Below are 17,388 nucleotides of genomic sequence, written 5' to 3' on the forward strand. Positions count from 1 at the left end.
CTCCTTTCCCCTTCCCCCCCTTCCCTCTCTCTCCGTGTCCCTCTCCTGCCCCCCACCCGTCCAAAACCCGATACCCCCATGCCCCTGACCGACGCTGCTATTCGTCGCGCCAAGCCCGCCGACAAGCCACAGAAGCTTGCTGACGGCGGCGGCCTATTCCTCCTCATCACCATTGCCGGGGCCAAGAGTTGGCGCTGGAAGTACCGCATCGCGGGCAAAGAGAAGCTGCTGACCCTCGGCCTGTATCCCGACGTGAGCCTGGCCCAGGCGCGGGAAGCGAAGGAGGATGCCCGGCGGCTGCTGGCCAGCGGCGTGGATCCGAGCGAGCAGCGCAAGGCGGCGACCGCGACGAGGGCGGCCGATACCGTGGCCAGCTTCGAGGTCATCGCACGCGAGTGGCTCGCTGGCCGCCCCTGGGTGCCCGCCTATGGAAAGAAGGTCATCGCCTGGTTCGAGAAGGACGTGTTCCCCTACATCGGCGCGCGGCGCGCGGGGGACCTGAAGGCCTCGGACTTCCTGCAGGTCGCCCGGCGGATGGAGGCCAGGGCCGCTTTCGAATCAGCCCATCGGGTGATGCAGAACTGCGGACAGGTGATGCGCTACGCCGTGGCCACCGATCGCGCCGAACGCAACCCGGTAGCTGACCTGCGCGGAGCGCTGGTGCCGGCGCCGGAGAAGAACCATGCAGCCATCGTAGACCCCGTCCAGCTGGGAGGCCTGCTGCGTGCCCTGCATGCCTATCACGGCACGCCCGTTGTCCAAGCCGCACTGAAGCTGGCGCCCATGCTGTTCGTTCGCCCAGGCGAGCTGCGGCAGGCGGAGTGGACAGAGGTCGATCTGGATGCCGGCCTCTGGAGCATCCCGGCTGCGCGTATGAAGATGCGGCAGGCCCACATTGTGCCGCTGGCACGACAGGCGGTTGCGGTCCTCAAGGAGCTGCAGCCTGTGACCGGCCACGGCCAATACGTGTTCGCCGGCGGGCGTAGCGAAAAGCGACCCATGTCAGAGGTGGCCGTGCTGGCGGCCCTCCGGGTCATGGGATTCGACAAGGACACTGTAACCGGCCACGGTTTCCGCGCCACCGCGCGCACCCTGCTAGATGAGGTACTGGGCTTCCGCCCGGACATCATCGAGCACCAGCTGGCGCACGCCGTGAAGGATCCGAACGGGCGCGCCTACAACCGCACCACGCACATCGCGGAGCGCACGCGGATGATGCAGGAATGGGCGGACTACCTGGACCAACTCAGGACAGGTCAAAATTCCCACGACGGCTAAACAATCTCAGAATGAGCACTGCTAGCCGAGCAGTTCCTTTAGCTGTTCTGGGGTAATTAGCGGAAAGTCTGGAACCGGCCATATAGTTTTTGCAAGAAACACACCTACAACCGCCTCCACATTCGGAAGCTCCTTGAGAAGCGTTTTTGCCGCAGCGAACGACGCGCCCATCGTGATTACGTCATCCACCACGATAATAGTACGGGCAAGCGGAGGCGGGACTAACGAATAGTCTACAACCAACGTATCGCAGATTTCAGCGGGGCTCTTTCGCCCCCCGCCCGCATGCTGCGCGGGACGCTCGGCATTCTGTTTCAGCAGGCGTCGAACATCGACACCGCCGTGATGTGCTGACATGCGAGCCAACACCTTCCCGATGCGATCATCGTACTCGGCATGCCCTTCCGGCTTTGAACCCGGCATGGGCACAAACGTGCACTGGCCAACCGTTTTCTCCAGCGTGATCAGCTTGGCAAGCGCATCTCCCCAGTAATTTACAGCTACTGATTTGTAGTGAAGCTCGCCCGCTTTCGCCCCCGGCCCCTTCTTAAGATTCAGGATCTGCCTATTGGTCTCACTAGCACCCCAGCCGCCGCCGCTAGTGTATTCCCCGTAGTACCAACACTGGTCATTTGGGTCTAGCCACTGGTAGTTCTTAGGATCAATTTTTAGAAGTCGCATCGTTTGCCAGAGCTTCCATAATCTCTGTGACATTCCTTACCCGAACAGCCCCCTGCGCCTCGTACTTGCGGGGCCAGCTCAAGCTCTCATTTCTAAAGCAGCTATCGAGGATGAACAGCTTTCTACCTTGCGCCAACGCTGCACGGGCCTGCACTAAAGTCCCCGAAGTATTCCCCGCCTCCACTATTACCGTTGCTTCGGTTAGCGCCGACATTGTGACGTTGCGCGCCGGGAAGAAAAGGCTGTTCGACTTATAGTGCTGTCGCTTGTAACGCAAAAATGGGACTTGCGAAATAACCAAGTGATCCCTGGCCAAACGCTCCTGAAGCTCTGCATTCTCTCGCGGGTAATAATCGAAGAGTGGCGTCCCAATAACCGCAATGGTTCGCCCACCAGCATCCAATGCCCCGCCGTGTGCGGCCGAATCAATTCCCCTGGCCAGACCAGAGACAACTGTGAAGTCGTGACGAACCAGCGCCTGCGCAATTCTTCGCGCATTGGTGGCGCCTTCGGGGCTAGGGTCGCGCGTCCCAACAACTGCCACACCTCGCGTATCCGCCAGCTCCCAATTACCGCGGTAATAGAGCAGCTCCACGGGATGATCCGCTTCCCTCAACTTTTTAGGATACTCCCCCGCACCATGTACACGAACACCGACTGTTTTCAGACGCTCTTGTCCAACCTCTTCCAACAGCAACTTCCACGCATCGCGCACGTCCCCAGCGGGTACTAATTCTGAGGGAACACTGTGCGGGTTAGACGCAAACAGCTGCGCAATGCTCTTAAACCAAGCACCTTGCTGCATCCATAGCGACTCGTACGCGGCCATTTCCCGCCGCAGCTCAATCGGCGGCGCGGAAAAGAAGGACTGATCGAAAACTTGACTCATTGAGGATTGGTTCGTGGGCTCGATGAACATGGGCGCCTCGCTTGGACTTCCTGTCTTGCAAGGGATCCCCAGCGCTGGCTGAGGTCCGGAGAATTAGTGTAGCGTGTGAGTGATGAGTGAAGCTGAAGGCCCAGCACGGACCTAGACGTCTTGCATCCTCGGACATCCCAAGGCCCTGAGCAAGACCCAGCACCAGAGCTGCTCCTAAACGCGCTGCCATTCGCCGGCCCACTGCCGGCTTTTTTAGGCTGTGGAACGATTGGGTCGAGTTCGTTGGCCCCTAAACATGTCGGTAGACCCGCGGCTGGACTACTGACGTCCTCAGCCTGCCCTAGCCGTGTGCTGTCCACCTCTAGGCCCCTACGAAATACTACCGCTTGCGCCAGGCTAGGCTGCGGCCGTGAACGTCCCACAACGGTTCAAGCCGGTTGGCGATGCCCTCGTAACATACGGCCTCTGCCGTAGCTGTGCTGCGCTCCCCTGACCCGATGCGCCCGGACACACCAGTCGCCGCTGCGACAGGCCCACGGCCTCGCCCTGTTGCCGTGCAGAGGCCGCCCCCACCTGCGACAGAGCACATTGCCGATTTCTGCCCCTAGCCACGACCCAATGGTGAATGCGGGCCGTCGCGTGGCCCCTTGCCGCTACACTCCCCTAGGTACTGTACGGTGACGTGGCCGTGCTGAATCAGCGCAGCAATGAGCCGGCCGCCTGCGACCTCTCGACCTGAGGCTCGATTGAGGAATTCCGCCTGCAGGCGCCCCGCCTCCAAGACGTCAACGGGCTCGAAGCTGTCCGGTCGTCCCCGCAGGGGTTCACCAGGCGAGGCTAGCCCGCCGGCAAGGACCTGGACCACCGCTGCCGCGCCGCCAGCGTCCTTGGCGTAGGCCGTAGCCATCATCCGGCCGTTCTTCGGCGACCAGCCACCCAGAACCAGCTCCGTGTACAGGTCGCTTCGCGGCAGCCCTGCCCTATCGGCGGCCTCCACGTAGGCTGGCCACACCTTGTCGATCACCAGGCCCAGCTCGGCCATGAGCTGCTCCATCGTGAAGTCCGCACGGAAGCTGGCCTGCAGGCACAGCTCGTAGATCCTCAGGAAGAACTGAGCGGAACCCCTACAGGCCAGCACGAGGTTGTACTGGGGGATGAGCAGGAGCTTGGCGCCTTGGGACTGCTGTCCCGTGTGCGCGTCCTGCGCGAGGGTGTCGACAGCCACCAGCAGCTTTTCATGGCGCAGCAAGACGTTGAGGATGCTCATGGGGTATGGCCGGTCCAGGGCGAGACGCCACTATTACGGTCTGGCGACCCCTCCGTCTACGCCCCGGGAGCTGGGGCGGCGGTCGCCCCTAGTTGTTTGATCGGAAACTTGGCGTCTGCGTACTTGGCCAGCACCTCAGTTCGCAGCCGGTCCTGGTGACGCTCAACCCACAGCTCGGCACCGATGATGCCGGTGTCGTAGCTTTCACAGAGCCTCTTCGGCCGGCGCTCCCGCTGCACATCCAGCTCGGCAAACCACGTCCCGTTATCCACCCGCTGGTGGAGCCTGACGACCCACTGCCCACGATGCCGGATCACGTCCGGGCGGCAGTCTGGGTTGGGGAGGGACATCGCCCATTCGAAGTCATGAGGAAGCATGGGGGGCAGGATAAGGATGAACGTCTCACGCCCTGCGATCCGGGAGCGGCGCCCCGGGCCTGGCCTGCGACCTACCCATCGGGAACTCGTGGCGCACCCGCTCGTTGTGGGTACGCCGCGAACACCTGCCAGGAAGAGCCCACAACCCCTGTTCGTTCACATCGGCGTCCCAGTCTGCGCCGGCGAGGGTCTCGCCCAGCTCGTGCGGACGGCGCGACGCGCGGTAAATCGCATCCGCGACCGCCTCCATCTCGTGGACAAACCAGCGGTAGCCGTTGACACAGATCGCCACTGGCTGGTCATTTGGATGGGGATAGTGCGGCAGCACCTCCTGGAGCTGTGCGGCAGCCTCAGCGACCGTCAGAGCCCGGAAGTCGGGCGAGGACGCCCAATGATCAAGTATGCGCACTGCGCCGGGGGTCATGTCGTTCTCCTTCACCAGCCGGGCACTCGATACTCACGCCCGCCGGGTAAAAGTTGCGCGAACGCCCCGTCGCTGAACGAGGAACGGGATCACAATTATGTGCGGCCGATTCGTCCAGACCCTAATCCGCGACGCTCCCGCGAGGCTGTTCCCCCCAACTCGTGGGTGACCTGCTGTCCATGCCTTGCGCCGACCCTGCGCGCATTTGTGATCCTTGACCGAGGCACGGCCTGCAGCTCACCAGGCTCTCGTGGATCACGACAAGCGCCGGAGCAGAGAGCATCACCCTCACGCTCGCAGCGATACGGTTATGCGGGGCCCTAACGGAGCAAAAACAATGAGCAAGCTTCCTCTCAACCCTACCGCCGATGTTGACGACCAGGACAAGGCACACACGCCCGACAAGCTTCGCAACGACGATGCAAAGTGGAAGGACAAGGATATGCCGGAGCAAGACGAAACCGCCCGGCCTGACGATTATGAACGACCGCCAAAACCTTGAAGACCTATGAAGGTAGCCGCCACCTCCGGGAGAGTGTCTATGCCACTTTCACAGAAATGGGCGTCACCCTAACGATCAACGGGGTAGGTTGAAACTCCGTACTTGGACAGGAGCTTTCTGAAATGGCGATCAAAACAGCAGAAGACCTTTTCATTCACGAGCTTTCGGACATCTACAGCGCCGAAAAGCAACTCACCAAGGCGCTCCCGCGCTTGGCGCGCGCGGCATCCGACCCTGATCTCTCAGCCGCGTTCGAGACCCACCTTGAGGAAACCCAAGGTCAAGTTGAGCGGATCGATCAAGTTGTGGAACTGCTTGGCATCCGTCTGAAGCGCATCAAATGCGCCGCGATGGAAGGCTTAATCGAGGAAGGCAAGGAAGCGATCGATGGTATCGAGGAAGGCCCCGTGCGTGATGCGGCTCTCATCGGCGGTGCACAGAAGGTAGAGCATTACGAGATTGCCTCCTATGGCACCATTGCCGCGCTCGCCAAGCAGCTGGGCTACAAAGCGGCGCTTCCGCTGCTGATCGAAACGCTGGATGAGGAAAAGGCGACTGACGAGAAGCTGACAATTCTCGCCAAGGCGGGCGGCAACGCAAAGGCCGCACAGGCTGCATAGGTTGAAGGTGAGTCACTGACATCTATGGTTGCAACCATCGCACTAGGAGCGGCATTCCGTGCCGCTCCTTTTTCTAGCGCCGAGCGCGCGGCCGCTTAGAGGAGTGGCTGCGTAAACGAGGTCTGACGGGTATGTGGCGGAGAAACGGACTATCAATCGTACTTTTCCTGCTGCTCGCATGCTTTTTGATTGGCCAGATCTGGACGGGATTTCTCACGCATAACGAAGAGCTGGCAGAAGCAGGCAGGGGCACCCTGGGTCTCTGGGATTACCTGCACAGCGGCCATTTCGTCAGTGCCACGTTCGAGAACTGGGAGAGCGAGTTCCTTCAGATGGGCATGTATGTGCTGCTTACGGTCAGCTTGAGGCAGAAGGGTTCGGCAGAATCCAGGCCGATGAATCCTGCAGATGAACAGGAGCGTATTGAGCCTGGCCCTGAGCCTTGGGCATTGCGTAAAGGCGGGCTTTGGAAGCTTCTTTACGGTCACTCCCTGGCGATCGCGTTTGCGGGCCTCTTCTTCATCAGCTTCTGCCTGCACCTGGCAGGCAGCTGGCAGGCGGAGGTGGATGAGCAGATTGCGCATGGCGTCGCGCCACCCACGTGGTGGGAGCACCTGCACTCCAGCAGCTTCTGGTTCGAGTCCTTCCAGAACTGGCAGAGCGAGTTCCTGGCGGTGCTGGCCTTGGTGATTCTCACCATCTTCCTCCGCCAAAAGGATTCCCCTCAATCGAAGCCGCTCGCTGCCCCACACAGTCAGACCGGCGATTAACCAACCTGCCAACACATGAAGAAGAGAACACCGGCACTCCTCATCGTGGACATGTTCACCCGTTTCGATTTCCCGAACGCAAAGGGTCTCGAACCGGCCGCCGTACGGGCAGCAAGCCAGATCGCGCGTCTCAGCCAGTATTTTCGTGCACGTAGTCTTCCCGTCATCTATGCCAATGACAACTTTGCTGACTGGCAAATGGACTTTCGAGACCTGGTTCGCGTGTGCGCGGCAACTGAGGGTGCGGCCTCCACGATCACAGAGAAGCTGCGGCCTCATACCGGCGACTACTTCATTCTCAAGCCAAAGCACTCTGCCTTCCTGGCGACCCCGCTTGCAATTCTCTTGGCCAAACTCGGCACGAACGAGCTCGTGGTCTGCGGAATGACTACCGAGTCATGCATAGCTGCCACATGCTTTGACAGCAATGCTCGCGAATATGACACCGTGGTTATCCGCGAGACGGTTGCCTCGATGGGCTTACGAAAGGAGACTGCGCTCCGTCTCTTGCAGGATTCCAAAGCAGCACGAGTACTCACGCTCAGGAGCTATCTATCTCGCTGACAGACGGTGAACCACGACGAAACGCACTCGCACATGCCCGATGCTGGCCACTTCCAAGCCAGCTTTCACAAATGCTGTGAATATGCAGAGTCCTTTACTTGCCTCACACTATCGCAACACCGGTAGGCGCAAGTTGACATTACGCCGACCCGATGCGGATACCAGCAACAGCGCAGGAGACCCAGCATTTGGCCATGTTGAGCCAAATGCAGAGGAGGCTCGAATGCCAAACACCGGTCTGTTCTATCTTCTGGAAGTCAATTTCGCACCCTGTAGCCGAGAGACCAAGGTTTCGTTGGTGCGTGCGGACTGCAACAGCTGCCACCACATGTTCACTGGAAGGGAGGAACCGGAGCTACACCCTATTGGGGCCAGTGGCGCCGTTCTAACCTGTCCTCGGTGCGGAAGTAGGCAAGCGATCTCTGGCGCTCGTTTCTTGGAGTTCCTAGTGCGCTTTCCCTGCGGCTATCCGAGCAGGTCAACGGACGCATCGCTTCTAAGCTTGGAAGACTGATACACAGCAATTCAGCTTCGGCGCGCCGCTTCCTCCATTCGCTATTCTCCGCCCAAGGTGTCGTCACTCACCGGCAGTGTTGTTCGCGTAGACGGCGTCGGTCGCCGCCTTGATCATGGCCATGAGCTTCCACCCTGGCTCCACGGTTTCCTCGCCGGTGACGGGGTGCTGGACGGTGTAGTCCCGCGCCAGCAGTTCGCTGATCCGTGCCGGCAGCACGCCGAGAAAGGTGCGCTCCAGGACCGTGCCGTCGGCCTGCGTGGTCACCTTCTCGAAGTGGAAAGTCACCGGCCCGTCGTTCGTGTACGGGCTCCAGTCGATCCCGATGCGAGGCGCGATCGCCTCCACCTTCGTGCCGAACTGCTCGCTCTCGCTGATTACTGCCACGTCAAGCCTCCGTACTGATCAAGGACAGCTCCTGGGAGCCGATGTGGAAGTTGCTGCCGTTGGCCTCGGCCAGGGTGACCGGCCACAGGCCGGCGGCGCCGCTGAGCAGCACCCGATAGGCGAACGTCCCGGTGCCAGGCAGGCCATCGGTGAACGTGACACTTCCACCGACCTGCGCCTCGTAGCTGTACCGCCCCCACAGATCGTCGTAGTAGACCGACGTCTGTCCGCCAACCTGCATCGAACTGACGGTCTCCCACGCACCGCCGTTGTAGCTGCGTTGCAAGGTCATGATCACGCTGTTGGCGACCACGCCTGGCGTACCCGAATCCAAGTAGCCGGAGTTGTAGTAGGCCAGGCTGAAGACCACGGTCTTGGGCGCTCCACCGGTGCCAAACGGCGGCGACTCCACCGTCGCGGTCGTAGAGACGGCCGTCGAGCGGTAGGCGTTGCGCCGGATGCCGGCCGAGAGTGAGCCCCCAAAGAAGCCGGCGCCCTTGTTGTCGAACCACAGCAGGCCGTTGGCCTTGCTGCAGGCATTCACGTCTGAGCCGACGCCGATCCAGAACAGAATATCCCCCGAGGTGCCGAATGGCTTGCCGTGCGCCAGCAGGAGGCCGCCCGACCGCGTCAGCCAACGGCCACCCTCGAACGTGGTGCTGCCGGTATTGTTCGGGTCTACGATTCCGAAGCGGTCGGCCACGAAGTCGATGCGGCCGATGGTGCCGTTGTTCACCGAGGTCATGCCGATCGCGCGGCCGTTGACGTCGAGCGCCCAGGTGTACTTGGCGAACATCTGGCTCTGGCCGTTCTCCAGAGTCGTGGCGCGAACCTCCAAGGCCTGCGTGGCCGACGCGGTGCCGCCGACGGTCACCTCGTCGCTCCACACCGTCGGCACCGCACCCAATTCCAGCTTCAGCCGTCGGAAGGACGATACGGCGTCGGTGACCTCGCAGATGATGCCCACCAGCAGACGGGTGGTGCCGGCAGGCACGTCGATCGTGCAGCTGTACCTGGTCCAGACACCCAGCTTGGTCGGGTCCGACATCGCCGTAACCGAACCGATAAGCCCGTCGCTGTTGTACGCGCTGAGCCCCAACCGGGCATTGCCCTGCAGCCCGTTGCGGAAGATCTCCCCGGACAGCGTGTGGAGCCCGGGCGTAATGGGGCCCGGGATGAACTGGTAGGAGGTGTCGTTGCTGGCGGTGGCGAGGATCGCCGCGAACGGTCCGAAGCTGGCGTCCGAGTACGCCCCACCACTTGCCGGAGTGGTCCACGATGCGAAGCCGCTGCGCCACGTCGGGTTGGCGATCATGTTGGGATTGGCAGCGGTGGACGCTTTCACCTGCGTGATCGCGGTGCTGTTCGCGCTGACCGCACCCTCGAGCTGCTGCACCTCGCTGCTGAGCAGCTGCAGCGCATCCGCAGACGCCTTCCCTGCCAACGCGGCATTCGTCTCGGAGAGGCTTTGGCCCAGAGCGTTGTCGCGCCCCACGCTGGCCAGTTCGACGTTGTTCACCCGTGCGTTGCTGGCCTTGCCGTCCAGTTCCGCGCTGGTGGTATCCAGACGCTGCGCCAGCGCCGCGTCCACTTCCGCCAGCGCCTGAATCTGGCCGGCCACCTGCGCCGCACTGGCTGCGGCGCCACCATCGCCCGGCAGCTGGGCCACCACGGCATCGATGCGGCCCGCCTGTGCCGAGATGTCGGTGGTGTTTTGCGTGGACATGCTGATCGACGCCGCCAATGCGTCACCGACCGAGGTGTAGTCACCGATCTCCCGCCACGTGGCCGGATCCGTGCCCGGCTCCACGCCGGTGTTCGGCACCAGCGCCTGGTACATGGTGCCGGCATGGCGGACGAAGTCGCCCTTGGGATAGTCGCCACCCGCGGTCCATTCGTCCGCACCGACGATGTCCTCGAGGATGCCGTTCAGCGCGGCCACCTGGGTGTCGGTGTAATGGCGTGCGTCGCTCACAGCCTTGTTGATGGCCGCCACGTCCCCGGCCAAGCGATCGATGATCTCCTGCCCGATGCGCTGGTTCGCCCGCTCGGCCTCTTCCCAGGTCTCCTGCATCTGCTCGCCGAGGTTCCGCCCCAGCTGCCTGGAAACCACACGCATGCCGGTCGACAGCTCGCCGGCGGTGTTGCGCGAGCGGCAAGCGAAGGTCCACGCGCCGGACGTGGGCACGACCGCCTCGAACGGCACCGTGTGGTAGCCGCTCTCGCCGATGGGCGTCATGGCCGTCCAATCCGGCTGCGCCACCGTACCCGGCAGGTAGCGCACCTCCACCCCGGCGAAGTCGGGCGACTGGATGGACTCGGACAAGAACCCCCAGGTGTACATGCGGACACCCCCCGACATCTCGTCAACGTCGAAGAAGTCGACCAGCTGAGGCGGCACGTCGGCGCCGGCGGTGATGTAGGTCACCGAAGCCGAAACACCCACCTGCCCGTCCGGGCTGAAGGGCCGCACCACCACCGTGTACTGGTCAGCACGGCTGATGCGCCACGTGGCGGTCCGAGTGGCCGTCTGGGCCACCTCGGCCAGCACGCCGTCGCTGCCGGCCGCCAGGATGACCACGTTGCCTACCGGGCCGCTGATGCCAAAGGTGACGGTCAGCTCGGTGAACACGGTGTCGCCCTGCACCACCTGCTGCTCGGTCACGGCCAAGCCGCTGGCGATGGGCCGGCTGATGACCGGGTTCGTGTTGGCCGGCGGGGTGTACTCGCCCGTGAGCACGTAGGTCCAGAACTCCGGCGGCTCCGGCACCACAGAGACCTTGGCGCCCTTGAGATCGCTCTCCGGCTCGATCGCGGTCACGCGCACCCGATAGCCCGGGGTCTGCTTGAAATCGTAGATCCAGATGGTGTCGTGGGCAGGATTGCCAGCAGCGGCACCGGGCAACGGGGCATCCGCCGGCCAGGCCCCGGTCAGGCGCAGCGTGTCGCTGGTGCCGGTGAACGGCTGGACACCGAATACCCGGTATACCCGCTCGCCCGGGATGCGCAAACCGATCCACGCGTTGCTCCCGGTCGGGGCGGGAACCGGCTCGTCAAGCTGCAGGGTGACCACTCCACCTTCCACGCTCGCCGCAACCAGCCGGCCACCACAGCCCCATTGCGTCAGGTCGTGCTGCAGCGCAAGCACCGACAGACGGCGGTAGCTCAGGTGCTCGATGTCGGTGCTGTAGCTGATGTCCTTGTACTGGAACAGCGACTGCGCCAGGTGGTAGCGCGCCATGCGTGCGGCGTGCGCCTCATTGGTGATGCCCTCGCCCTGCACCGTCGCGGGGTTGAGCATGGTGGTCACGCCCGGCGCGGCGACGCGCAGTGTTTTCGTGGTCCAGTCGGTGGCATCGTAGTAGCTGTACTCGATCCCATCGGCCGCGTTGGCCAGGGTGTAGCCCACCTGGAACTGGCCTCTCTTGATCGTGGCCATGTTGACCACGCCCGACAGCGGCTGCTCGGCGCCGGCCCATACCACCGACAGCCGCCCCCCCGCCCAGCTGATCTGGCCGAAGCCAGCGAGTGCCACGGCGTTCAGCGCGTCGTCGTGGTTGCGCACGTCCTTGAGGTAGTGGGCGTAGCCGTAGGCGTTGTCCTGACAGAACAGCATGAACGCCTTTAGCGCCTCGATGTCGATCTGCACATCGTCCAGTCCGATGCCCGCGATCAGCTTGCCATCCTCATCGCGGAAACCACGGGCGTAGGCCAGGATCAGCGCGCCGCAGTTGTTGGTTTCCTGAGTGACCCAGCCGCCTGCCGTCCACACCGGTACCGGCGCGCAGTGCGCCACGCAGCGGATCTCATCCGGCTGGCCGTTCAGTTGACCGGTCGCCTTGATGCGGATGCCGATGCGCGAGATCCCCGCGTAATTGGCGGTGTCCCTCTGGATGCTGGTCAGCGTGGACCAGGTGAAGTCGCTGGTGGCGCCGCTGCCATCGGTGTTGCGGCCGGCAATGCGCACCCGCAAGTCATACTGGCCCTCGTGCACGTCCAGCGAGTAGCTGCGGCGTTGCTGCTTCTGCGAGCGGCTGGTGATGGCGTAGGAGCCAAACGCCATCCAGTTGGTAGCGCCCACAACCCTGTACTGAACCTCGATGGTCTCCTGGTTGTCCTTGGGCTTCCCCTTGCTGGTGACGTCGAACAGCATGAAGTCCACGTCCACCTTCAGGCGGATGGTGTTCGTGCTGCTCGTGCGCTGCACCCAGGCGCTGGGCACGCCCTTCTCGGCCTCCAGCGCACCACCGGTGATGGTGTCGGCATTGCTATACAGCGGGATGTCCTCGCTGGGCATGCCGGAGAAGCCGTTGTGCCAGACCGTCACGCCCTCGTAGGAGGACAACAGCGCGTCGCCGTTGTGCAGCGCCTCCACCCGGCCCACGTTGATCCCCGGCGTCAGAACCAGCGCCATGTACTGGTCGTCGGCCTCGTACCAGGTGTACGGGTTGCTGGCCACGTCAGGCGCGATGCGCAACGGCCCACCGAGCAGCAGCGGCAGCGGCTCGTAGGGGCGCGGCTGATTCCGGGCTGCACCAATCGTGTAGACCGCGCTGGCGTCGCTTGCGCTGGGCTTGGGCGGCTTCGGGCCCAGGACCTTGTTGATCAGGAGGGAGCCGGCCATATACACAGCAGCTTGGGCCAGCCCCGCCACGGCCGCGCCGTAGCCAGCGGCCAGGATCGCGGTCCCCACACCTGCGGTGAAGATAGTCAGCGCGACAAGCGCGACGATCATCAACGCGGCCTTCTTCACCACACCGCGCACTTCGATGACAGCCCCGACCTTCGGCCGAACGCGGTCCATGACCTCGTGCGGCACGAGAACACCGTTGATCCGCACCTCCCACAGGTCGCCATCGTAGTCCGGCACGGTGCGGGCGAGGAAGGCACCCAAGCGCTCGCCCGCCTGCAGCTCGGCGGCCACGGTGCGCTGGCCCTCCAGCGTCACCGGATGCGGGGTGACGATCAATGGCGTGGCGGCGTTCATCAAACCCATCGGTAGTACCCCTCAATCCTCAGGCCGAAGTCCGGCAAGTCACGAACCCGGTGCAGCACGCTGCAACCGTTCTTCTCGTTGGAGTGCAGCACCCAGCCTTCGTGGGCCAGATGGAAGTAGACGCCGGCATGGCCAGGACGCCTCATGCCGTGCTCGATCATGAGCACCAGGTCGCCATCGCTCGGCGCCGCCACGGCAGTGCCATATGGCCTCGACAGCTCGCCGATGACTGCCTGCCCCTCGGCCCCACGCGGGCGGCCGCTGGGCAGCTGCACCGCTCGACCGAACAGCTGCTGCTGGACCAGCACCACAAAGTCGGCGCAGTCGCACGCACTCTCGGAGTACGGCACCCCAACCAACGCTTCAATCTCTGCCAGGCGCATCAGAAGATCCCCGGCAAGGTGAACGGGTTGGCTCTCAGTCGCACGGCCTGTTGACGCATCAGGAAGTCAACGCCGCACTGCGCCGTGGCGGTCGCGCCACCCACTACCACCTGGGTGACCGGCAAGTAGAAGTCCCTCTCGTACACGTTAGGCTGGGCACGATCGCTGACCATCAACCGCGCCATCATCAACTCATTGGGCCCGAGCGACTCCAGATCCTCCGAGATTCCCCGGCCGACGTTGTCCAGCACGAGCTGCGCGCGCGGCGATTGGCCCCGCGTGTCGTCGGGCAATTTGAAGCTGAAAGGCACGCCCAGGTACACCACGCCCTGGCTGACCCAGTCCTGCGTATCGTTGACGATCCGAAGCGGACCAGGCAGCGAAGGCGCAGAAACGGAGAGGAACAGGAGCGTTCCACTGGTGTCGGTGACGCGCTGCTTGCGCTCAGTGAACGTCATCGCAGGTACTCCACTACAACATCACGCCGGTAGTCCGACGAGAATTTGTCGTCCGGAACCAGCTCGCCGATCGCACCACCCTCGAAACGGACGGTCACAGGCGCGCCGGTGTAGGGGTGGACCATCGTGAACCAGTCGATACGACGAATTTCGTTGAAGTACCAGGCTTCGAACTGCTCCGCCGCGCTGATGCTGTCGAAGTAGAGCGACATGGCCTGCTTGACCAGGACCTGCGTGTTGAGCAGCCGCTGCTTAGGCACACCACGCTCCATTTCGGTGCGCTCCACGGAGGGGTCGAACTCTCGTTTCTGACCGTCGAACATGACCCGTGCGACAGGAGGGAGTGAGGCCATTACACGGCATCCTTGGCGCCGAAGCGCCCTTTGATATTGGCGTAGGTCGCGCCCGCACCTGCGGCAATCTGCCCGCCGATGTAGCTGTCGACCTGACCGAGAATCACGTCGACGTCGAACTTTCCGCTGTCGTTTCTGGAGGCGCTCGCGGTGGTGCCCGGCGGCGCATTACGCACGTTCACATTGATCTCCCATCCCGGCAGCGTTCCTGCGGTTGACGGGCCCACCACTCCCCCCTCGGCGTAGCCGCGGTAACCCTGACGCATGGCTTCCACAATGCCCACGCCGCCGGCGCGCGCCACGTCCGCTTGAGACCAGACCACCTCGCCCTTGTGCACCAGCCCGGCCGGCTCGAACTTCCCACCGTCACCGGTGTATCCGCCTGCAGAGAATCCCCATGACCCCGAGTAGAGCGAGCTGACGGTGCCTGTGTAGCCGCCGCCAAAACTTTTCGCGATACCCATGACAGCTTGGCGCATGGCGATCTTGCTCAAGTCGGCAAGAACAGAGCGCGTCAGATCGGAGAAGTTGAGCTTTCCCGTGGTGGTGAACGTTGCCCAGGCTTCCTCGAAGCCGCTGAAGACGCTCCCCACCACGCTGCCCATCTGCTGCGCTGCGTTGCTCGCCTGCTGCTGGTAGTTCGCCCACGCTCCTGCGGCGCCAGCCAACCAGTCCCCTTCAGCCTTCTGCAGTTCCTCGTAGCCGTCTTTGATGGCTTGCAGGCGATCCAAGGTCTTGGCGAGCAGCGTGGCACGCTCGGCCTCGAACGTCTCCTGGTCGACCTGGCCGGCATTCATCTGCATTTGAAGCTCGCGCAGCTTGTCCGCCTGATCGGCGTAAGCATCGTTGAGCCGTTGCTGAATCTCGTACTCGCGGTCACCCATTCCGACACGCTCGGCCTGGGTGGACAGTTGCCGCCTCAGCGCCTCGTTGCTCGCGTCCAGCGCATTGGCGTAGGCAGCAATCGCATTGGCCCTCACCTTGGCAGCCGCGCCTTCCTCGGTAGTGAGTACCTGCAGGGCACCAGCCCCCTCTGTGCGCACCTTCGAGAGCCGGGCCTCCAGGTCCCCGATCTGCCGGTTGACGTTGATCGCATCCTTCCCAGCCACCGCCTGCTTCTGCAGGAACGCGATCTGCTGCTCCAGCGACTTGGCCTGCGCGTCAGTGCCCTGCTGGATGAGCGCCCGCATGCGGCTGTAGTACTCCGCCGCGGTGATCTCCCGCGCCGATAGCTGGGCGCGCAGCAACTGCGTACCGGCGGTGATCTGCGCCTGCTCGGCTACCAGGTCATCCTTGTAGCCTTGCAAGCCGGCCGAGCGTGATGCTGCGCCTGTGCCGGCCGACGGCTTCTCTTGATACTTCTTGTCGATAGCGGCGAGCGCCTTCTCGCGCTTCTCGGCGAGTTGCTTGGCGACATCGATCAGCCCTGCAGCGTTTGCCCGCTCGATGGCGACCTTAGCCTCCATACGGATCTTGCTAGCCTCACGGTCTCGCTTTTCTTGTTTAGAGAGCTGCGAATCAATGATCTCGTCCTGGGCGCGCATGGTATCGACTGCCGCTGCCTGAGCGGCCTTCACCTCGGCATCCTTACGCTCTTTGATCAGATCGGTGGCGATCGCCTTGATCTTCGCGGAGCGTTCGATGATGGAGTCGCGCATGGCAGCGAGAGCGAAGGAATTTCTAGCCAACGGCAGGCCGTTCTGGCTGCCATTGGCCAAACTGTTCAGCTTATTCAGCTCACTCTGGTTCTCCGCCATGAGGCGCTGCATCTGGGCGGCCTGGGGCCCGAAGCCCATGTTGCTCTGCATCGCGGCCCACGCTTTGCTCGCTTCGACGAAGATGTCCTTGAACCCGCGGATCACTGGATTCTGGCTGGCGCGCACCTTCGCCAGCGCCATGACCGTCTCGTCGGACGCGGCGCGGGTAATGACGGTCGCGGCGTCCTGGTTTCGGCCTTGATCCTGCAATGCCTTCACCTGCTCATAGAGCGCGACGGTCATGAAGTTGACCTGCTCGTTGAGCTTCTGGGCGTTCTTGAGCGGGTCCTGGGCAAGCTTTCCGTACAGCGCCACGGTGTCGTCGATCGCCTGACCGGTGACCTCCTTCATAGCCACTGCAGCTGCAGCCACTGCCTGCATGTTCTGGGCGGCTATCTGACCGTTCGATCCCACCTCCCTGGCCGCCTCAGCGCCGGCGCCGGCTGTGACGCCCATTGCGTCGCTGGTGCGCTGCGCCAGCGCGACGAGTGTCAGCGTCGTGGCGGCCGCCTCGTTGCGCGAGAGCGCGAGAGCCTTCGTGTAGACCTCGGCCTGCTTCTCCGCGTCATACCACGCGTACACAACCAGGCCGACGGCCGCCGCGGCGATGGTGTACGGGTTGACCATTCCCAACAACGCCGCGGACACGCCCTTCAAAGCTGGCTCGATGCCGCCGAAGCTGTCCTTGATCTGACCACCCTGCTGCATGAGCACCGTGAACCACGGCATGCCACCTTGGATGCTGGTGATGACGTCCGTGAACTGGGCGGGCAGCTGCCGCATGGCCTGAGCGGTTTGGCCAGCGGAAACGCCGAGGGTTTCGATGCCGTTCTTCGACGGCATAGGACGCGCGGCCTCAGCACGAACCATGCGCATCTCGCGAACGAGCAGACCCATGCCTTGGCGAAGGTCAGCAAGGTCCGCGCTGAAACGGACGCGCAGGTTTGCCGTGGGCTCAGCCATTGGTCATGGTTCCTTTCTTGTACTCGGCCGGGGACTGGTGACGCAGAGCCGTGAGGAAGAGCTGCCAGTCGGCCGCTGGTGCGCACATGGCCATGCGGGTCGCCACAGCCAGATCAGCGAGGCGCTCGCGATCGTCCTGGGCTGCGGCCTTGGTGAATGCCCGCAGCTGGGCGAGCGTGTAGGTGAGGACGTCGCGGCGGCCGTGGCCGCGCGC

At 63.3% G+C, this 17,388-nt stretch carries 16 protein-coding genes; 5 read left to right on the plus strand and 11 right to left on the minus strand.

Features of this window, described 5'->3' with window-relative positions; genetic code table 11:
- Window positions 1–78: 78 nt before the first annotated feature.
- Window positions 79–1,278 carry an integrase arm-type DNA-binding domain-containing protein gene (locus tag OC534_RS12430; RefSeq protein ID WP_262071875.1) on the plus strand — a complete coding sequence of 400 codons (1,200 nt, stop codon included), beginning with the start codon at window positions 79–81 and terminating at the stop codon, window positions 1,276–1,278.
- A gap of 21 nt (window positions 1,279–1,299) precedes the next feature.
- On the opposite strand, the gene OC534_RS12435 is transcribed toward OC534_RS12430, so the two are convergent.
- The 5 genes from OC534_RS12435 to OC534_RS12455 form a co-directional block, all read right to left on the minus strand.
- Window positions 1,300–1,959, minus strand: a complete 660-nt coding sequence (locus tag OC534_RS12435; protein WP_262071876.1) for a hypothetical protein — start codon at window positions 1,957–1,959, stop codon at window positions 1,300–1,302.
- On the minus strand, window positions 1,940–2,878 hold the full coding sequence (locus OC534_RS12440) for a DNA-processing protein DprA (RefSeq protein ID WP_262071877.1): 939 nt from the start codon (window positions 2,876–2,878) through the stop codon (window positions 1,940–1,942). Before OC534_RS12440 ends, OC534_RS12435 begins: the two co-directional genes overlap by 20 nt.
- A 565-nt stretch (window positions 2,879–3,443) precedes the next feature.
- Complete coding sequence (locus OC534_RS12445; RefSeq protein ID WP_262071878.1) at window positions 3,444–4,106, minus strand: hypothetical protein; 663 nt, start codon at window positions 4,104–4,106, stop codon at window positions 3,444–3,446.
- Window positions 4,107–4,162: 56 nt separating this feature from the next.
- Window positions 4,163–4,456 carry a hypothetical protein gene (locus OC534_RS12450; RefSeq protein WP_262071879.1) on the minus strand — a complete coding sequence of 98 codons (294 nt, stop codon included), beginning with the start codon at window positions 4,454–4,456 and terminating at the stop codon, window positions 4,163–4,165.
- Window positions 4,457–4,508: 52 nt separating this feature from the next.
- Window positions 4,509–4,922, minus strand: a complete 414-nt coding sequence (locus OC534_RS12455) for a hypothetical protein (RefSeq protein WP_262071880.1) — start codon at window positions 4,920–4,922, stop codon at window positions 4,509–4,511.
- 322 nt (window positions 4,923–5,244) lie between these two features.
- On the opposite strand from OC534_RS12455, the gene OC534_RS12460 reads away from it, so the two are divergent.
- The 4 genes from OC534_RS12460 (at window position 5,245) to OC534_RS12475 (ending at window position 7,363) form a co-directional block, all read left to right on the plus strand.
- Window positions 5,245–5,409: a hypothetical protein gene (locus OC534_RS12460; RefSeq protein WP_262071881.1), complete on the plus strand. Its 165-nt coding sequence runs from the start codon at window positions 5,245–5,247 to the stop codon at window positions 5,407–5,409.
- A gap of 122 nt (window positions 5,410–5,531) precedes the next feature.
- Entirely contained in the window at window positions 5,532–6,029 is a 498-nt protein-coding gene (locus tag OC534_RS12465; RefSeq protein WP_262071882.1) for a ferritin-like domain-containing protein, read from the plus strand.
- A 131-nt stretch (window positions 6,030–6,160) separates the two neighbouring features.
- Entirely contained in the window at window positions 6,161–6,799 is a 639-nt protein-coding gene (locus OC534_RS12470) for a DUF6766 family protein (RefSeq protein WP_262071883.1), read from the plus strand.
- Between the two features lie 15 nt (window positions 6,800–6,814).
- A complete protein-coding gene (locus OC534_RS12475; RefSeq protein ID WP_262071884.1) occupies window positions 6,815–7,363 on the plus strand; it encodes an isochorismatase family cysteine hydrolase in 549 nt (182 codons plus the stop codon).
- A gap of 577 nt (window positions 7,364–7,940) precedes the next feature.
- Here OC534_RS12475 and OC534_RS12480 read toward each other — a convergent pair.
- From OC534_RS12480 to OC534_RS12505, 6 genes are read right to left on the minus strand one after another with little or no spacing between them, the layout of a single operon-like run.
- Window positions 7,941–8,264 carry a hypothetical protein gene (locus OC534_RS12480; RefSeq protein ID WP_262071885.1) on the minus strand — a complete coding sequence of 108 codons (324 nt, stop codon included), beginning with the start codon at window positions 8,262–8,264 and terminating at the stop codon, window positions 7,941–7,943.
- Between the two features lies 1 nt (window position 8,265).
- Complete coding sequence (locus tag OC534_RS12485; protein ID WP_262071886.1) at window positions 8,266–13,251, minus strand: host specificity factor TipJ family phage tail protein; 4,986 nt, start codon at window positions 13,249–13,251, stop codon at window positions 8,266–8,268.
- Window positions 13,251–13,643, minus strand: coding sequence for a peptidoglycan endopeptidase (locus OC534_RS12490; protein ID WP_262071887.1), 393 nt, complete (start codon window positions 13,641–13,643; stop codon window positions 13,251–13,253). Before OC534_RS12490 ends, OC534_RS12485 begins: the two co-directional genes overlap by 1 nt.
- A complete protein-coding gene (locus tag OC534_RS12495; protein ID WP_262071888.1) occupies window positions 13,643–14,101 on the minus strand; it encodes a DUF1833 domain-containing protein in 459 nt (152 codons plus the stop codon). The genes OC534_RS12490 and OC534_RS12495 overlap by 1 nt, the downstream gene beginning before the upstream one ends.
- A complete protein-coding gene (locus OC534_RS12500; RefSeq protein WP_262071889.1) occupies window positions 14,098–14,454 on the minus strand; it encodes a hypothetical protein in 357 nt (118 codons plus the stop codon). Before OC534_RS12500 ends, OC534_RS12495 begins: the two co-directional genes overlap by 4 nt.
- On the minus strand, window positions 14,454–17,174 hold the full coding sequence (locus OC534_RS12505) for a phage tail tape measure protein (protein ID WP_262071890.1): 2,721 nt from the start codon (window positions 17,172–17,174) through the stop codon (window positions 14,454–14,456). Before OC534_RS12505 ends, OC534_RS12500 begins: the two co-directional genes overlap by 1 nt.
- Window positions 17,175–17,388: the final 214 nt, after the last annotated feature.

The organism is Stenotrophomonas sp. Marseille-Q5258 (assembly GCF_946900935.1).
Taxonomy (GTDB): Bacteria; Pseudomonadota; Gammaproteobacteria; order Xanthomonadales; family Xanthomonadaceae; genus Stenotrophomonas; species Stenotrophomonas nematodicola.

What these genes read in the sequence shown, in the direction of transcription:
- OC534_RS12430 (WP_262071875.1), top strand. Translation starts at nt 79, where the DNA reads ATGCCCCTGACCGACGCTGCTATTCGTCGCGCCAAGCCCGCCGACAAG.
- OC534_RS12435 (WP_262071876.1), bottom strand. Translation starts at nt 1,959, where the DNA reads ATGCGACTTCTAAAAATTGATCCTAAGAACTACCAGTGGCTAGACCCA.
- OC534_RS12440 (WP_262071877.1), bottom strand. Translation starts at nt 2,878, where the DNA reads ATGTTCATCGAGCCCACGAACCAATCCTCAATGAGTCAAGTTTTCGAT.
- OC534_RS12445 (WP_262071878.1), bottom strand. Translation starts at nt 4,106, where the DNA reads ATGAGCATCCTCAACGTCTTGCTGCGCCATGAAAAGCTGCTGGTGGCT.
- OC534_RS12450 (WP_262071879.1), bottom strand. Translation starts at nt 4,456, where the DNA reads ATGTCCCTCCCCAACCCAGACTGCCGCCCGGACGTGATCCGGCATCGT.
- OC534_RS12460 (WP_262071881.1), top strand. Translation starts at nt 5,245, where the DNA reads ATGAGCAAGCTTCCTCTCAACCCTACCGCCGATGTTGACGACCAGGAC.
- OC534_RS12465 (WP_262071882.1), top strand. Translation starts at nt 5,532, where the DNA reads ATGGCGATCAAAACAGCAGAAGACCTTTTCATTCACGAGCTTTCGGAC.
- OC534_RS12470 (WP_262071883.1), top strand. Translation starts at nt 6,161, where the DNA reads ATGTGGCGGAGAAACGGACTATCAATCGTACTTTTCCTGCTGCTCGCA.
- OC534_RS12475 (WP_262071884.1), top strand. Translation starts at nt 6,815, where the DNA reads ATGAAGAAGAGAACACCGGCACTCCTCATCGTGGACATGTTCACCCGT.
- OC534_RS12485 (WP_262071886.1), bottom strand. Translation starts at nt 13,251, where the DNA reads ATGAACGCCGCCACGCCATTGATCGTCACCCCGCATCCGGTGACGCTG.
- OC534_RS12490 (WP_262071887.1), bottom strand. Translation starts at nt 13,643, where the DNA reads ATGCGCCTGGCAGAGATTGAAGCGTTGGTTGGGGTGCCGTACTCCGAG.
- OC534_RS12495 (WP_262071888.1), bottom strand. Translation starts at nt 14,101, where the DNA reads ATGACGTTCACTGAGCGCAAGCAGCGCGTCACCGACACCAGTGGAACG.
- OC534_RS12500 (WP_262071889.1), bottom strand. Translation starts at nt 14,454, where the DNA reads ATGGCCTCACTCCCTCCTGTCGCACGGGTCATGTTCGACGGTCAGAAA.
- OC534_RS12505 (WP_262071890.1), bottom strand. Translation starts at nt 17,174, where the DNA reads ATGGCTGAGCCCACGGCAAACCTGCGCGTCCGTTTCAGCGCGGACCTT.